10 protein-coding genes and 1 pseudogene are annotated in these 13,831 nt (G+C 73.0%); all 11 read right to left on the bottom strand.

What is annotated here, in order from left to right; all coding sequences use genetic code 11:
• Positions 1-133: 133 nt before the first annotated feature.
• The 11 genes and pseudogenes from ACIA8O_RS29000 to ACIA8O_RS29050 all read right to left on the bottom strand — a co-directional run bounded on the left by ACIA8O_RS29000 (position 134) and on the right by ACIA8O_RS29050 (position 13,821).
• On the bottom strand, positions 134-3,166 hold the full coding sequence (locus ACIA8O_RS29000) for an AAA family ATPase (RefSeq protein WP_396296932.1): 3,033 nt from the start codon (positions 3,164-3,166) through the stop codon (positions 134-136).
• A 103-nt stretch (positions 3,167-3,269) separates the two neighbouring features.
• A complete protein-coding gene (locus tag ACIA8O_RS29005; protein ID WP_345290221.1) occupies positions 3,270-3,461 on the bottom strand; it encodes a hypothetical protein in 192 nt (63 codons plus the stop codon).
• Positions 3,462-3,637: 176 nt separating this feature from the next.
• Positions 3,638-5,149 carry an Asp-tRNA(Asn)/Glu-tRNA(Gln) amidotransferase subunit GatB gene (gatB, locus tag ACIA8O_RS29010; protein WP_396296933.1) on the bottom strand — a complete coding sequence of 504 codons (1,512 nt, stop codon included), beginning with the start codon at positions 5,147-5,149 and terminating at the stop codon, positions 3,638-3,640.
• A 32-nt stretch (positions 5,150-5,181) separates the two neighbouring features.
• A complete protein-coding gene (locus ACIA8O_RS29015) occupies positions 5,182-5,442 on the bottom strand; it encodes a hypothetical protein (protein WP_396296934.1) in 261 nt (86 codons plus the stop codon).
• A complete protein-coding gene (gene gatA, locus ACIA8O_RS29020) occupies positions 5,439-6,932 on the bottom strand; it encodes an Asp-tRNA(Asn)/Glu-tRNA(Gln) amidotransferase subunit GatA (protein WP_396296935.1) in 1,494 nt (497 codons plus the stop codon). The genes ACIA8O_RS29015 and gatA overlap by 4 nt, the downstream gene beginning before the upstream one ends.
• Before the next feature lie 4 nt (positions 6,933-6,936).
• Positions 6,937-7,233 (bottom strand): Asp-tRNA(Asn)/Glu-tRNA(Gln) amidotransferase subunit GatC, encoded by a 297-nt coding sequence (gene gatC, locus ACIA8O_RS29025; protein WP_396296936.1) that lies wholly within the window; start codon positions 7,231-7,233, stop codon positions 6,937-6,939.
• A gap of 170 nt (positions 7,234-7,403) precedes the next feature.
• Positions 7,404-8,891, bottom strand: a pseudogene (locus tag ACIA8O_RS29030) (putative bifunctional diguanylate cyclase/phosphodiesterase); the annotation flags it as partial.
• Between the two features lie 365 nt (positions 8,892-9,256).
• Positions 9,257-11,560: an NAD-dependent DNA ligase LigA gene (ligA, locus tag ACIA8O_RS29035; RefSeq protein WP_396296937.1), complete on the bottom strand. Its 2,304-nt coding sequence runs from the start codon at positions 11,558-11,560 to the stop codon at positions 9,257-9,259.
• Entirely contained in the window at positions 11,560-12,567 is a 1,008-nt protein-coding gene (locus ACIA8O_RS29040) for a methionine synthase (protein WP_396296938.1), read from the bottom strand. The genes ligA and ACIA8O_RS29040 overlap by 1 nt, the downstream gene beginning before the upstream one ends.
• A 34-nt stretch (positions 12,568-12,601) precedes the next feature.
• Positions 12,602-13,291, bottom strand: a complete 690-nt coding sequence (locus ACIA8O_RS29045) for an SDR family oxidoreductase (RefSeq protein ID WP_396296939.1) — start codon at positions 13,289-13,291, stop codon at positions 12,602-12,604.
• A complete protein-coding gene (locus tag ACIA8O_RS29050; RefSeq protein WP_396296940.1) occupies positions 13,291-13,821 on the bottom strand; it encodes a TIGR00730 family Rossman fold protein in 531 nt (176 codons plus the stop codon). The genes ACIA8O_RS29045 and ACIA8O_RS29050 overlap by 1 nt, the downstream gene beginning before the upstream one ends.
• Between the last annotated feature and the right edge of the window lie 10 nt (positions 13,822-13,831).

Genomic DNA, 13,831 nt, shown 5'->3' on the forward strand with positions numbered 1-13,831 from the left:
GCACACTCCACTTAGAGTAATGGCGGCGGGTGACGACGTGTCGCGTTTCGGGACGGATCGCCCCGGTTGGCCGCAGCGCACGAGGGGCGCACGGGGCTCCGCGCCCCCGTGCGCCCGAGGTCCGGGCCGGCTGTCAGGCGCCCTGGCCGAGGAGTTGGAGCCGGTGCGCCAGGGCGGCGGCCTCGCCCCGGCTGCCGACCGAGAGCTTGGCCAGGATGTTCGAGACGTGCACGCTGGCGGTCTTCGGCGAGATGTAGAGCTCCTCGGCGATCTGACGGTTCGTCCGGCCCAGCGCCAGCCGGTCCAGTACGTCGCGCTCGCGCGGGGTGAGGCCGAACTCCTCGGCGGGATCGGCCGGTTCGGCGGCCCGGGGCACCGGGACCGGGCGGGCGGCGGCCAGGCCGGCCCGGGCGGTGAGCAGGGCCGCGTCCTGCCGCAGGTAGCGCCCGGAGGTGACCAGTTCGTCCACCTCGCGCAGCAGCCCGGCGGCCTCCTCCCGGCGGCCGGCCGCCAGCAGCGCCTCGGCCTGCCGGTAGAGCGCCTGCCCGAGCGGGCAGCCCAGCCCGAGGGCGCGCAGCGAGCCGACCGCCGCCGCCCACTGGCCGGGGCTGTCGGCGCCTTCGGCGCGGGCGAGTTCGGCCGCCAGCAGCTCGCTCCAGGCCCGGTGCAGCTCGGTGCCGGGCCGCAGTCCGGCGGCCACCTCGGCGATCCGCCGCAGCACCACCGGGCGGCCGAGGTCGGCGCTGGGCACCCCGCGCGAGTCCGCCTCGGCGGCCGCGCCCTCGACCAGCACCGGCAGCAGTCCGTTGACGCAGCCGTCGGAGAGCCCGACGTCGCCCGGGCGGTCGGCCAACCCGTCGAGCACCGCGAGCAGTTCGGCCCTGGCGTCGAGCGGGCGCCCGGCCCGCATCGCGAGCCGGATGGCCAGCCGGGCCACCGGAAGGTCGTGCTGCGGCTGCTGGACCACCTTCCCGGCCTGCCGGGCCCGCTGGAAGTACTCCTCGGCAGCCGCCAAGTCGCCCCGGTCCAGGGCGAGTTCGCTGCGCAGCCGGTCCAGGAAGGCGTGGAAGGTGCCGGCCCGGGAGTCGTCCCACTCGGCCAGCAGCTCCTCGGCCTCCTGGCGGCGGCCGAGCACCAGCAGCGCCTCCACCAGGTTCCCCGCCAGGATGGCGCCGGTGTTGGCCAGCAGCCCGTTCCCCTGCGCCACCGCCAGCCCCTCCCGGGCCAGCGCCGCGGCCTCCTCGGCCCGGCCGAGGCTGAGCTCCATGCTGGAGAGGTTGTTGAGCGCCCGGCACAGCACGTCGACCACCCCGGCCGGCCGGGCCCGCTCGACCGCCTCGTGCAGCAGCGCCAGCCCGGCCTCCGGGTCGCCCAGGTTGGCCCGGAGGGTGCCCAGGGTCGTCAGCGCGTGCAGCTCGACCATCGGGGCGTCCACCGCGCGGGCCAGTTCGACGGCCCGCTCGGCCATCGCCATGTCCCCCGCCGACGGGTCCAGCAGCATCACGTGCCCGACCGCCAGCGCCAGCACCTCGGCCTGCACCGGGGACGGCCGCAGGCCCGCCACCAGCTGCTGGGCCCGGTCGATCTCCTCCTGCGCTCCCCCGCGCCGCAGGTGACCGAACATCTGCGCGCGCTGGATCAGGAACCAGGCGGCCCGCTCCGGCTCGGCCTCCTCGTCCACCAGCTTCAGCGCCCGCTTGGCCAGGCTCAGACCGCGGTCCCGGTCCCCGCTGCGGCGCGCGGCGGTGACCGCCTCGGCCAGCACGTCGACCAGGTACAACCCGGCACAGTGCGCGCCGTCGCAGCCGCAGGCCGGGAAGGTGCCGGCCCAGTCGTGCGGCCGGACGGTGGTGTCGCGGATCTCCTCCGGCACCTCGTCCCAGAGCTCCAACGCGCGTTCCAGCATCCGCAGTTGCTCGGCGAAGGCGTTGCGGCGGCGGGCCGCCCGGGCCGCCTCCAGGGCGGTCGGCAGGGCCTTGGCGGGCTCGTGCGCCTGGTACCAGTAGTTGGCCAGCCGGGCGGCCAGCCCGTTCCCGCAGACCAGCTCGCCCTGCTGCTCCAGCACGGTCGCGTACCGGCGGTTGATCCGGTACCGCTCGCCGGGCAGCAGGTCGTCGGAGACCGCCTCGCGGACCAGCGCGTGCCGGAACCGGTACCCCTCGCCGTCGGTGTCCGGGCGCAGCACGTTGGCGCCGACGGCCGTCCGCAGCGCCTCGGTCAGCGACTCCTCGCCCTCGTCCAGCACCGCCTCCAGCAGGCCGTGCTCGACGTAGCTGCCGCCCTCGGCGGCGATCCGCAGCACCCGCTGGGTCTCGTCCGGCAGCGCCTCCACCCGGACCAGCAGCAGGTCGCGCAGCGATTCGGTGAGGCCGGTGTGGCAGCCCTCCTGGTGGGCGGTGGCCAGCTCCTCGACGAAGAACGGGTTCCCCTCGGAGCGTTCGTGGATGCGGTCCACCAGCGACCGGCCGGGGGCCTCGGTGCCGAGGATGCCGGCCAGCTGCGCGGCCACCTCGGCCCGGCCGAACCGGGCCAGCTCCAGCCGCTGCACGGTGCGCAGCCGGTCCAGCTCGGCCAGGAAGGGGCGCAGCGGGTGGCGGCGGTGCAGGTCGTCGGTGCGGTAGGTGGCGACGATCAGGACCCGGGCCCGGTGCAGGGTGCGGATCAGGTAGGCGAGCAGCTCGCGGGTGGAGCGGTCGGACCAGTGCAGGTCCTCGATCGCCAGCACGATGGTCTGCCCGTCGGACAACCGCTCGAACAGCCGGGCGGTGTGCTCGAACAGCCGGGCCCGGCCGAACTCGTCGTTGGGCTCGGCGTCGTCGGCGCCGAAGTCCGGGAGCAGCCGGGTGAGATGGCCCTCCATCCCCTCGGCGGCCCGTTCGAGTTCGGCCCCCAGGCCGCGGTGCAGCCGGCGCAGTGCGGTGGCCAGCGGTGCGAACGGCAGGCCCTCGGCACCGACCTCCAGGCAGCCGCCCAGGGTGGTCACCGCGCCGCCCCGGCAGGCGCTGCCGAGGAACTCCTCGATCAGCCGGGTCTTGCCGACCCCGGCCTCGCCGCCGATCAGCACCGCCTGCGGCTTCCCCTCGTCCGCCCGGCGCAGTGCCGCCTCCAGCGCGCCGACCTCGGGGCCGCGACCGACGAAGACCGGGCTCACCGATGTCTGCTCCATGGCGCTGAGCATGCCACAGGCCGCCGACGCGGTCCGAGCGAGTATCTCGCGGTTCGGACCGGGCGTCGGCGGCCTGTGACGGTCTGTCAGCATTTGCTCTGACTCAGCTGTGCTTGAGCTGCGGGCGCGGACTCAGCGCCCGTACCCGGCGCTGTCGCAGCGCCCTCAGCAGGCCCAGGCGCAGCGCCGGGGCGGCCTCCCGGTCGGCCTCCAGGGCCTCCCGGACCAGCGCGTCGTGGCGGGCCTGGCGCTGCAGCTCCTGCGAGCGGGCCTGGATGAGCTCGTACTCGAACATCGTGGTCTCCCCTGGTTTCCCTTGCGGGCTCTTCGTCCTGGGTAAGAGCTTCCTCCGGTAAGGGGGGTGGCCACATCGGGAGCATGCCGCATCTCCCGGGGCGTCAGGTCCTTAGACGCCGACTGCCCGCCCCGTGGGTACGGAGCGGGCAGTCCTAGGTACTTAGGTACCCGGGGTCACTCGGGCGAGACGCCGAGCTTCTCGAAGATCATGTCCTTGACCTTCGCGGCGTCGGCCTGGCCACGGGTGGCCTTCATGACCGCACCCACCAGGGCGCCGACCGCGGCCACCTTGCCGCCGCGGATCTTGTCCGCGACGCCGGCGTTGTCCGCCAGGGCCTGGTCGATCGCCGCGCTGAGCGCGGAGTCGTCGGACACCACGGCGAGGCCGCGGGCCTCGATCACGGCGTCCGGCTCGCCCTCGCCGGCCAGTACGGCCTCGATCACCTGACGGGCCAGCTTGTCGTTGAGCTTGCCCTCGGCGACCAGCGCGCAGACCCGGGCCACCTGGGCCGGGGTGATCGGCTGGTCGGCCAGCTCGGTGCCGGTCTCGTTGGCCCGGCGGGCCAGCTCGCCCAGCCACCACTTGCGGGCCTGGTCGGCCGGCGCACCGGCCGCGATGGTGTCCAGGATCGGCTCCACCGCACCGGCGTTCAGGATGGACTGCATGTCCTGGTCGGACACGCCCCACTCGGCCTGGAGGCGGGCCCGGCGGACCCGGGGCAGCTCGGGCAGCCCGGCCCGCAGCTCCTCGACCCACTCGCGGCTCGGGGCGATCGGGACCAGGTCGGGCTCCGGGAAGTACCGGTAGTCCTCGGCGTTGTCCTTGATCCGGCCGCTCGTCGTGGTCCCGTTGTCCTCGTGGAAGTGCCGGGTCTCCTGGACGATCGTCCCGCCGTCGGTGAGCACCGTGGCGTGCCGCTGGATCTCGAACCGGGCGGCCCGCTCCACGCTGCGCAGCGAGTTGACGTTCTTGGTCTCCGAGCGGGTGCCGAACTTCTCGGTGCCGTTCGGACGCAGCGACAGGTTCACGTCGCAGCGCATCTGGCCCTTGTCCATCCGGGCCTCGGAGACGCCCAGCGCCCGGATCAGCTCGCGCAGCTCGGCCACGTACGCCTTGGCCACCTCGGGGGCGCGCTCGCCGGCGCCCTCGATCGGCTTGGTGACGATCTCGATCAGCGGGATGCCGGCCCGGTTGTAGTCCAGCAGCGAGTGGGTCGCACCGTGGATGCGGCCGGTCGCGCCACCGACGTGGCTGGACTTGCCGGTGTCCTCCTCCATGTGGGCGCGCTCGATCTCCACCCGGAAGGTCGAGCCGTCCTCCAGCTGCACGTCGAGGTAGCCGTTGAAGGCGATCGGCTCGTCGTACTGCGAGGTCTGGAAGTTCTTCGGCATGTCCGGGTAGAAGTAGTTCTTCCGGGCGAACCGGCACCACTCGGCGATCTCGCAGTTCAGCGCGAGACCGATCTTGACCGCCGACTCCACGCCGATCGCGTTGACCACCGGCAGCGAGCCGGGCAGGCCGAGGCAGGTCGGGCAGGTCTGGGTGTTCGGCTCCGCGCCCAGCTCGGTCGAGCAGCCGCAGAACATCTTGGTCTTGGTACCCAGCTCGACATGGACCTCAAGGCCCATCACCGGGTCGTACGAGGCGAGTGCGTCCTCGTACGAGACCAGGCTAATGACGCTCACAGCGTCCCCTTCACTTGAGTCTTGGCGGTCCGTCAGCCCAGCAGCACGTCGTCGTCGCCGAGCCGCTTGAGCTCACGGACGAGGAGCGCGGTGCCGGTGATCAGCGCGGCGGCACCGACCAGGGCGTTGAGGAGCAGGAGGTTGTCGTTCTCGGTCCGGGCCTTGCGGATGTCCTTGGAGATCGAGATCGCGCCGAACGCGCTGGTCCCGATGGACAGCCAGAGGCCGGGCTTGGACTTCTTCCAGCCCTTGATTGATGAAGACTGGGCCTTGGCCTTCGCGATGCTGCTCACAGTGCCGGTGCCTCCTCGAGCAGGGGGTGTCCCCACTTGTCGTTGAGCGCGGCCTCGACGGCGCCGCCCACGCGGTACAGGCGGTCGTCCGCCATCGCGGGGGCGATGATCTGCAGGCCGACCGGGAGATTGTCCTCCGGGGCCAGGCCGCAGGGCAGCGACATGGCCGCGTTGCCCGCGAGGTTGGACGGGATGGTGCAGAGGTCGGCCAGGTACATCGCCATCGGGTCGTCGGCGCGCTCGCCGATCGGGAAGGCGGTGGTGGGGGTGGTCGGCGAGACCAGCACGTCGACGTCGGCGAAGGCCGTGTCGAAGTCGCGCGAGATCAGGGTGCGGACCTTCTGGGCCGAGCCGTAGTAGGCGTCGTAGTAGCCCGAGGAGAGGGCGTAGGTGCCGAGGATGATGCGGCGCTTCACCTCGGGGCCGAAGCCGGCCTCGCGGGTGAGGGCGGTGACCTCCTCGGCCGAGCGGGTGCCGTCGTCGCCGACCCGCAGGCCGTACCGCATCGCGTCGAAGCGGGCCAGGTTGGAGGAGGCCTCGCTCGGGGCGATCAGGTAGTAGGCGGGCAGCGCGAGGGTGAAGGACGGGCAGGAGACCTCGACCACCTCGGCGCCGAGCTCGCGCAGCAGCTCCACGGACTCGTTGAACCGCTGCATCACGCCGGCCTGGTAGCCCTCGCCGGCGAACTCCTTGACCACGCCGATCCGCATGCCGCGGACGTCGCGCCGCTTGGCGGCCTCGACCACGGCCGGGACCGGGGCGTTGATGGAGGTGGAGTCCAGCGGGTCGTACCCGGCGATGGCCTCGTGCAGCAGCGCCGCGTCCAGCACGGTGCGGGCGCACGGGCCGCCCTGGTCCAGCGAGGAGGAGAACGCGACCAGGCCGTAGCGGGAGACCGAGCCGTAGGTCGGCTTCACGCCGACGGTGCCGGTGACGGCGCCGGGCTGGCGGATCGAGCCGCCGGTGTCGGTGCCGATGGCCAGCGGGGCCTGGTAGGCGGCCAGCGCCGCGGCCGAGCCGCCGCCGGAGCCGCCGGGGATGCGGGACAGGTCCCACGGGTTCCCGGTCACGCCGTAGGCGGAGTTCTCGGTGGAGGAGCCCATCGCGAACTCGTCCATGTTGGTCTTGCCGAGGATGACCACGTCGGCGTTCTTCAGACGGGCCGTCAGGGTGGCGTCGTACGGCGGGACCCAGCCCTCGAGGATCTTCGACCCGCAGGTGGTCGGGATGCCCTCGGTGGTGAAGACGTCCTTGAGCGCCAGCGGCACGCCGGCCAGCGGGCTCAGCTGCTCGCCGGCCGCGCGCTTGGCGTCCACCCGGCGGGCGGCCGCGAGGGCGCCCTCGGTGTCCACGTGCAGGAAGGCGTTGACCTTCTTGTCGGTGGCCTCGATCCGGTCCAGGTGGGCCTGGGCGACCTCGACGGCGGAGACCTCTCCGGCCGCGATGGCGGCGGCGGTCTCGGCGGCGGTCTTCTTGATGAGCTCGGTCATGGGATCAGTCCTCCCCGAGGATCTGGGGGACGCGGAAACGCTGCTCCTCGGCGGCCGGCGCACCGGCCAGGGCCTGCTCCGGGGTGAGCGACGGGCGCACCTCGTCCGCCCGCATGACGTTGGTCAGCGGAAGCGGATGGGAGGTCGGCGGGACGTCCTGTCCGGCGACCTCGGAAACGCGGGCGACCGCGCCGATGATCACGTCGAGCTGCTCGGCGAAGTGGTCCAACTCTTCGGCCCGCAGCTCCAGACGCGACAGCCGGGCGAGGTGGGCGACCTCCTCGCGCGTGATGCCAGGCATGCAGCGATCCTCAAGGGTGAGTTCTGGTCAGACCGCCACGAGACATGTGTGACGGCCCATCTTTCCAGGCCCATCCTATGGGCAGCGCCGGGCGCCTGAGCTCGTCGCGGCTCAGGCGCCGTGCGCCGCTAGAGCAGTTCGACCTCGGGCGCGCCGGTCCGGTGGACCATCAGCCAGGCGGTGGCCTGGTCCGCCGGGAGGGCGGCGGAGACCAGCCAGCCCTGCACCGCGTCCACCCCGAGGGAGTGCAGCCGCTCCCAGGTCTCGTCGTCCTCGACGCCCTCGGCGACCACCGTCAGGCCGAGCGAGTGGGCCAGCTCGACCGAGCAGCGGACCACCGCCGCGTCGTGGTCGTCGGCCACCATCCGGGAGACGAAGGACCGGTCGATCTTCAACTCGCCGACCGGCAGCGAGCGCAGCCGCACCAGCGAGGAGTGCCCGGTGCCGAAGTCGTCCAGCGACATCCCGACCCCGTAGCGGCGCAGCTCGGCCAGGGTGTCGGCGGCCAGCCGGGAGTCGTCCAGCAGCAGCCGCTCGGTGATCTCCAACTGGAGCGCCCCGGCCGGCACCTGGTGCCTGGTCAGGTGGCCGGCCACCCGGTCGGCGAAGCCCGGGTTGAGCACGTCCCGGGGCGAGACGTTGACCGCGACCTGCACCTCCAGGCCCTGCGCGCGCCAGAGCGCCAGCTGGCCGACCGCGGCCTCCAGCACGTAGTCGGTCAGCCGGGGCATCAGCCCGCTGGACTCGGCCAGGCCGATGAACTCGTCCGGGGGCACCCGGCCCTGGCCCGGCCGCTCCCAGCGCAGCAGCGCCTCCAGGCCGACCACCCGGCCGTCGAAGGCCACCTTCGGCTGGTAGTGCAGCTGCACCTCGCGGGTCTCCAGGGCCCGCCGCAGGTCGCCGAGCAGGCCGATCCGGTACGGGGTGTCCAGGTCGCGGGTCTCGTCGTACTGCTCGACCCCGCTGCGGCGGCGCTGGGCGTGGCCCATCGCCACGTCCGCCCGGCGCAGCAGCGCCTCGGCGTCCTGGGCGTGCGCGGGGTAGACGCAGACCCCGGCGCTGGCCTCCAGCACCAGCAGCAGCCCGTCCAGGCGGATGGGCGCGGCGAGTTCGGCGATCAGCGCCTTGGCCATCCGCTCCAGGGTGTCGGCGCGGCCGACCCCGGGCAGCAGCACGGCGAACTCGTCGCCGCCCATCCGGGCCACCACCGGGCGGTGGCTGCGCTGGATGGAGACCGGGAGGGAGGAGAAGACGTCGTCCGGATCGTCCCGCCCCGGGTTGTGCGTGCCGGAGCGCAGCGCCCGGTGCAGGCGGCGGGCGATGTGCACCAGCAGCCGGTCCCCCGCGGTGTGCCCGAGCGCGTCGTTGAGCGAGCGGAAGCGGTCCAGGTCGAGCAGGATCAGCCCGACGTTCCAGTCCTCCTCGCCCTCGCCCTCGGCGATCGCCTCCTGGGCGGCCAGCAGCAGGGCGTGACGGTTCGGCAGGTCGGTCAGCGGGTCGGTCAGCTGGTCCCGGGCCCGGTCCCGGGCGATCCGCCAGGCGGCCACCAGGACCGCCAGCGGCACCGCGAACAGCGGCAGCAGCTCTGGCTCGTGCCGGTAGACCAGGACGGCGAGCGGGATGAGCGGCGCTGCCCCGGCCAACAGCACGCCGAGCAGCAGGACCGCACCCGCCACCCCCTGCGGCGGGCGTGTGGGCGCGCCGCCGGTCGTACGATCCATAAGCCCTGTCCTCCGTCGGGCCCGCCCCGTTCAGGCCGCCTTTCGGTACGACACCCCCGGTGCGGTGGAGGTCAGCGTGCGGGCTTCCCCGTCGGCCCCGGCTGGTGCTCCCGGGGCCGGCCACCCTTGCTGACGCAGTGTCGACCCAAGGGTATGCCCGCCTCCGACCCGTGAGGCGGACTTTCGGACAACCTTGGGCGCCGCACCGGCGGAACATCCTTTCGGACTGCCGCCCAGTGACAGAATGCCCGGTTTCTTTCGGACAGACCCCGCTGACGAGGCATCAGGAAGGTAACGGAGTATCAGCCCTCCTCGGTCGGCTCGGCCGCCGGAGCCTCCTCCGCCACGATCGGCTCGATCCCGAGGTGGGCCCGGGCCGCGTCGGGGCCCTGCTCCAGCAGGACGGTGAAGCCGGCGTCGTCCAGCACCGGCAGGCCGAGCTGGACGGCCTTGTCGTACTTGGAGCCGGGATTGTCACCGGCCACCACGAAGTGGGTCTTCTTGGAGACCGAGCCGGTCACCTTGGCACCGCGCGAGGTGAGCGCCTCCTTGGCACCGTCCCGGGTGTGGCCGGCCAGGGTGCCGGTGACCACCACGGTGAGGCCCTCCAGCGGACGCGGGCCCTCGTCCTCGGCGGCCTCCTCGGTGAAGCGCACGCCGGCCGCCCGCCACTTCTCCAGGATCTCCCGGTGCCACTCCTCCTCGTACCACTCCTTCACCGCCCTGGCGATGATCGGGCCGACGCCCTCGGTGGCGGCCAGCTCCTCCTCGGTGGCGGCGAAGATCCGGTCCAGGTCGCGGAACTCGCGGGCCAGCGCCTGCGCGGAGACCGGGCCGACGTGACGGATCGACAGCCCGTTGAGGTAGCGCCAGAGCGGACGGTCCTTGGCCTTGTCGAGGTTCTCCAGCAGCAGGGTGGCGGACTTCTTGGGCTCGCCCTTGAGGTTGGCGAAGAAGGTGACCACCTTCTCCTTGCCGGTCCGGTCGTCCGGCTTGGGCATGCCGGTCTTCGGGTCCAGCACCTTGGCCTTGATCGGCAGCAGCTGCTCGATGGTCAGGGCGAAGATGTCCCCCTCGTTCCCGACCGGCGGCTCGGCGGGCTCCAGCGGCTGGGTCAGCGCGGTGGCGGCCACGTAGCCGAGGCCCTCGACGTCCAGCGAGGAGCGGCCGCCCAGGTAGGCGATCCGCTCGCGGATCTGGGCCGGGCAGAACTGCGCGTTGGGGCAGCGCAGGTCGATGTCGCCCTCGCTCATGGCGCGCAGCGGGGTGCCGCACTCCGGGCAGTTCTCCGGCATGGTGAAGGCGTAGGCGTCGTCCGGGCGCAGCTCCTCGACCGGGCCGAGGATCTCCGGGATCACGTCACCGGCCTTGCGCAGCACGATGGTGTCGCCGATCAGCACGCCCTTGGCCTTGACCACGTCCTGGTTGTGCAGGGTGGCGTACTGGACCATCGAGCCGGCCACCTTCACCGGCTGCTCCAGCACGGCGTACGGGGTGGCCCGGCCGGTCCGGCCGATGCCGATCTTGATCTCGGCGAGCTTGCCGTTGACCTCCTCCGGCGGGTACTTCCAGGCGATCGCCCAGCGCGGGGACTTGGAGGTGGCGCCGAGCCGGCCCTGCAGGGCGATCTCGTCCACCTTGACCACCACGCCGTCGATCTCGTGCTCGACCGAGTGGCGCTGCTCGCCGTACTGCTTGATGAAGGCCCGCACCTCGTCCAGGGTGCCGACCACCTTGTTGTGCCGGGCGGTGGGCAGGCCCCAGTCGTGCAGCAGCTGGTAGGCGTGCGACTGGCAGTCGATGTCGAAGCCCTCGCGGGCGCCGATGCCGTGCACCACCATGTGCAGCGGGCGGGAGGCGGTGACCTGCCAGTCCTTCTGGCGGAGCGAACCGGCCGCCGCGTTCCGGGGGTTGGCGAAGAGTCTGACCAGGGCCATCGGGCGCTTGCCCTCGGCGGCCCGCTCCTCGTTGATCCTCTCCCGGCGCTCGTTCTCGGCCGCCAGCGAGGCGTTCAGCTCGGCGAACGCCTCGGTCGGCAGGTAGACCTCGCCGCGGATCTCCACCAACGCCGGGATGTTCTCGCCCTGGAGCTGGTGCGGGATCTCCTTGATGGTGCGGACGTTGGGCGTGATGTCCTCGCCCACCCGGCCGTCGCCGCGGGTCGCGGCCTGCGTCAACTGCCCGTTCTCGTAGGTGAGGTTGACGGCCAGGCCGTCCACCTTGAGCTCGCACAGGTAGTGGTACTCGATGCCGTCCAGCTCGCGGGCGACGCGCTCGGCCCAGGCGGCCAGCTCCTCGTCGTCCATCGCGTTGTCCAGGCTGAGCAGCCGCTCGCGGTGCTCGACCGCGGCGAACAGCCCGGTGGGGGCACCGCCGACGTTCTGGGTCGGCGAGTCCGGGGTGACCAGGACCGGGTGCGCGGCCTCGATCGCCTCCAACTCCCGCAGCAGCAGGTCGAACTGGGCGTCGGTGACGATCGGGGCGTCCTGCTCGTAGTACCGCACCCGGTGGCCGACGATCTCGTCCGCCAGCTCGGCGTGCCGCTCGCGCACCTCCGCCGGTACGTCCGCCCAGCCCTCGACCGCCACCGCGACCTCCCAGTCCACTACTCCGGGTTGTCCACCAGACTCTGCGCGGCCCTCGCGCTGAGTGACAGCGCCTTGCGGGCGTACGCGGGCGAAGCACCCGCCAGACCACAGGTCGGTGTCACCAGCACGCGGTGGCCGAGCAGTTCCGGGGACAGCCCCAACCTGCGCCACAACGTCCTGACACCCTGGACACTACCGGCCGGGTCCGTCATTCCCGTGTCCGTGGAGGGCACCACACCGGCCAGGAACACCGTGCCCGCCTCGACCGCCTCACCGATCTCGTCGTCCTCACGCTCCGTCAGCAGACCGAAGTCCAGCGAGATCCCGGCCACCCCGGCCCGGCGCAGCAGCGCCAGCGGCACGTCCGGGGCGCAGCTGTGCACCACCACCGGGGCGTCCAGGCCGCGGACCAGCTCCCGCAGGGTCTCCTCGGCGTGCTGGCGGTCCACCGCGCGCAGCCGCTGGAAGCCGCTGGCGGTCTTCACCGAGCCGGCCAGCACGGCCGGAAGTGACGGTTCGTCGAGCTGGAGCACCAGCTCGGCACCGGGCACCCGCTTGCGGACCTCGGCCAGGTGGCGGCGCAGGCCCTCGGTGAGGGACTCCGCGACGTCCCGGCAGGCGCCCAGGTCGGAGAGCGCCTTCTCGCCGTGCCGGAGCTCGATGGCGGCGGCCAGCGTCCACGGCCCGACCGCCTGCAGCTTGAGCGCGCCGGTGTACCCCTGGGTGAACTCCTCCAGGGCGTCCAGGTCCTCGCCCAGCCAGGAGTGCGCCCGCCGGGTGTCCCGGCCGGGGCGGTCGGCGAACCGCCAGCCGCTCGGCTCGGTCTGGGCGAACAGCTCCACCAGCATCCCGGCCGAGCGCCCGATCATGTCGGCGCCCGGGCCGCGGGCGGGCAGCTCCGGCAGGTGCGGCAGGAACTCCAGCGCCCCCACCGAGGTCTTCGCCGCCTCCCGGGCGTCCGTCCCGGGCAGCGAGCCGACCCCGGTGGCGGCACCGGTCAGCTCGGGAAACACGTGTCCAGTCACGCGACGAGCCTAGTGCCCCCGTCGGCTGCCGGGGTCAGCTGCCGGGACGGACGGTGATCTCGGTGAGGGCGGCGTCCCGGGGCAGGTCGATCGCGGTGACGATCGCGGTGGCGACCGACTCCGGGGCGATCCAGCGGGTGGGGTCGTACTCCTTGCCCTCCTGCTGGTGGACCTTCACCTGCATCGGGGTGGCGGTGCGGCCCGGGTAGACGGTGGTGACCCGGACGCCGTGCGGCTGCTCCTCCAGGCGGAGCGAGTCGGCCAGCGCGCGCAGGCCGAACTTGCTGGCCGCGTAGCCGCCCCAGGTGGCGTCCGCCCGCAGGCCCGCACCGGAGTTGACGAAGACCACGTGGCCCCGGGCCAGCCGGACCGAGGGCAGCAGCAGCCGGGTCAGCTCGGCGGGCGCGACCAGGTTGACGTTCAGCTGCTCCTGCCAGGCCTTGACCGGGAGGTCGCCGATCTCGCCCAGCTGGACCACCCCGGCCACGTGCAGCAGCGAGTCCAGCTCCACCGGCAGCTCCTGGTGGCCGAAGGCCCAGGAGAGCTTGGCCGGGTCGGCCAGGTCGCCGACCAGGGTGCGGGCGCCGGGGAAGCGCTCGCGCAGCTGGGCCGCCCGCTTGGCGTCCCGGGCCAGCAGCCAGAGCTGCTCGCCGCGCGCGGACAGCCGCTCCGCGACCGCCTCGCCGATGCCGGAGCCTGCCCCGGTGATCAGGTGAGCACCCATCAGTTCGTCCTCTCCAGAAGTGCGATCGCCTCGGCCGGGGTGGCGGCGAAGTGCACCAGCTCGGCCAGCGGCCGGGGCAGGAAGCCCTCGGCGTCCATCCGCTCCAGCTGCACCCGCATCCCGGTGTAGAAGCCCTCGGTGTCCAGCACCACGACCGGCTTGTCGTGCCGGGCGTGCTTCTTGAGCTCCAGCACCTCGGTGATCTCGTCGAGCGTGCCGAGGCCGCCGACCAGCACGGCCAGCGCGTCGGCCCGCTCCAGCAGCTGGGCCTTGCGGGTGGCCAGGTCGGGGGTGCTGACCATCTCGTCGGCCCCCTCGTACGCCTTGTGCGCGAGGAAGTCGACCGAGATGCCGACCAGCCGGCCCCCGGCCTCCTTGACCTCGTCGGCCAGCAGGCCCATCAGCCCGGCGTGCGAGCCGCCCCAGACCAGGGTGTGCCCGCGCTCCCCCAGCAGGCGGGCGAACTCGGCGGCGGGGGCGGTGTACCGCTCGTCGAGCGAGTACGCGGAACAGAAGACGGTGATGTTCATAGTGCCCCCA

The sequence above is a fragment of the Kitasatospora sp. NPDC051853 genome, assembly GCF_044452665.1.
Lineage (GTDB): Bacteria > Actinomycetota > Actinomycetes > Streptomycetales > Streptomycetaceae > Kitasatospora.